The organism is Actinomycetospora sp. (assembly GCF_055612215.1).
The window spans coordinates 1-2,573 of sequence record NZ_JBVPVA010000140.1 but is presented as its reverse complement, the minus strand read 5'-3'; the positions used below and the strand labels follow the sequence as shown (position 1 = coordinate 2,573).

3 protein-coding genes are annotated in these 2,573 nt (G+C 70.9%); all 3 read left to right on the top strand.

From position 1 onward, the window contains the following. The coding region (locus tag AC0CYZ_RS03855; protein ID WP_472212511.1) for a leucyl aminopeptidase at positions 1-756 on the top strand (756 nt) is incomplete at its 5' end. Positions 757-919: 163 nt separating this feature from the next. Next, positions 920-2,305, top strand: coding sequence for a dihydrolipoyl dehydrogenase (gene lpdA / locus AC0CYZ_RS03850; RefSeq protein WP_472212509.1), 1,386 nt, complete (start codon positions 920-922; stop codon positions 2,303-2,305). A 42-nt stretch (positions 2,306-2,347) separates the two neighbouring features. Next, the coding region (locus AC0CYZ_RS03845) for a biotin/lipoyl-containing protein (RefSeq protein WP_472212507.1) at positions 2,348-2,573 on the top strand (226 nt) is incomplete at its 3' end.

Here is a 2,573-nt window from a genome sequence, read left to right as displayed (position 1 = left end):
CACAACCACCCCGAGGCGACGAAGTCGGTCGCGCTGGTCGGCAAGGGCATCACGTTCGACACCGGCGGGATCTCGATCAAGCCGGCCGCGAACATGGACCACATGACCTCGGACATGTCCGGGGCCGCGTGCGTCGTCGCCGCCATCTGCCTGGCCGCCGAGCAGAACCTGCCGGTCAACGTCACCGCGACGGTGCCGATGGCCGAGAACATGCCCTCCGGCACCGCCTACCGCCCCGGTGACGTGCTGACGATGTACGGGGGCAAGACGGTCGAGGTCCTCAACACCGACGCCGAGGGCCGCCTGATCCTCGGCGACGCGATCGTGCGCGCCTGCGAGGACGGTCCGGACTACCTGGTGGAGACCTCCACGTTGACCGGGGCGCAGACCGTCGCGCTCGGCGCGCGCACCGCGGGCGTCATGGGCACCGAGACGTGGCGGGACCGGGTGACCGCCGCGGCGGCCGGCGTCGGCGAGGGCGCCTGGGCGATGCCGCTGCCCGAGGAGCTGCGCGGCGACCTCGACTCGCGCGTCGCCGACATCGCCAACGTCACCGGCCACCGGTTCGGGGGCATGCTCGTCGCCGGCCTCTTCCTGCGGGAGTTCGTCGCCGAGGGCGTTCCCTGGGCCCACATCGACATCGCGGGGCCGGCCTTCAACACCGGCGGGCCGCACGGCTACACCCCCAAGGGCGGCACCGGGCTCCCCGTCCGGACCCTCGCCGCGGTGCTCGCCGACGTGGCCGGACACGGCTGAGGACGACCACCGGGGAGCGCCCCGACACGTGGTTGCCCGCGGTGGAAGGATGGTCTCCGACCGTCCGATCCGACCAGCGGGTCCGGACACGAGTGCCCGGCCGGAGACCACCGTCGCCGCCCGGTCCACCGCACGTCACACGCCGACGCGGGAGAAGTGAGAGTTGAGCGAGAGCGACACCTACGACGTCCTGGTCCTGGGCGGGGGTTCCGGCGGGTACGCCTGCGCACTGCGCGCGGCCCAGCTGGGCCTCACGGTCGCCCTCGTCGAGCAGGACAAGCTCGGCGGCACCTGCCTGCACCGCGGCTGCATCCCGACCAAGGCGCTGCTGCACGCCGCCGAGGTCGCCGACAACGCCCGCGAGGGTGAGCAGATCGGCGTCAAGAGCTCGCTGTCGGGCATCGACATGAGCGGCGTGAACTCCTACAAGGACGGCGTCGTCGGCAAGCTCTACAAGGGCCTGCAGGGACTGGTGAAGTCCCGCAAGATCACGATGATCGACGGCCACGGCACGCTGGTGGGTCCCGACGCCGTCGAGGTCGACGGGCAGCGCTACACCGGCCGCAACGTCGTGCTGGCCTCCGGCTCGTACTCGAAGACGCTGCCGGGGCTCGAGCTCGGCGGCCGCGTCATGACCTCCACCGAGGCCATCAACCTCGACTACGTGCCGGACCGCGTGGTCGTCCTCGGCGGCGGCGTGATCGGCGTGGAGTTCGCGAGCGTCTGGAAGAGCTTCGGCGCCGAGGTCACGATCGTCGAGGCCCTGCCGCACCTGGTGCCCAACGAGGACGAGTTCCTCTCCAAGCAGCTCGAGCGCCAGTTCCGCAAGCGGAAGATCAACTACAAGATCGGCACCAAGTTCACCGGCGTCGACCAGACCGCCGACGCGGTGACGGTGAACCTCGAGAACGGCGAGCAGCTCGAGGCCGACATCCTGCTGGTGGCCGTCGGGCGCGGGCCGAACACCGCGGACCTGGGCTACGAGCAGCAGGGCGTCACCCTCGACCGCGGCTTCGTGACGACGAACGAGCGCCTGCACACCGGCGTCGGCAACATCTGGGCCGTCGGGGACATCGTGCCCGGTCTGCAGCTGGCCCACCGCGGCTTCGCGCAGGGCATCTTCCTCGCCGAGGACCTGGCCGGGCTCAACCCGCCCGTCATCGACGAGACCGGGATCCCCCGGGTCACCTACTGCGAGCCCGAGGTCGCGTCCGTGGGGCTGACGGAGGCGGACGCACGCGAGAAGTACGGCGAGATCCAGACGCTCACCTACGACCTCGCCGGCAACGGCAAGAGCCAGATCCTGCAGACGCAGGGCGCGATCAAGCTGGTGAAGCAGGGCGCGCAGGGCACACCGGGCCCGATCGTCGGCATCCACATGGTTGGGGCGCGCGCCGGTGAGCTGATCGGCGAGGCCCAGCTGGTCTACAACTGGGACGCACAGGCCGAGGACGTCGCCGCGTTGATCCACGCCCACCCCACCCAGAACGAGGCGTTCGGCGAGGCGACCCTGGCCCTCGCCGGCAAGCCCCTGCACAGCCACTCGTAGTTCGCCACTCGTCATTCGCCACTCGTCGTCGAAAGAGGCGTGATGTCCTTCTCCGTCCAGATGCCCGCGCTCGGGGAGAGCGTCACCGAGGGCACCGTCACCCGGTGGCTCAAGCAGGAGGGCGACCGGGTCGAGGTCGACGAGCCGCTGCTGGAGGTGTCCACCGACAAGGTCGACACCGAGATCCCCTCACCCGCCGCCGGCGTGCTGCAGCGGATCGTCGCGGGCGAGGACGCCACCGTCGAGGTCGGCGGCGAGCTGGCCGTCA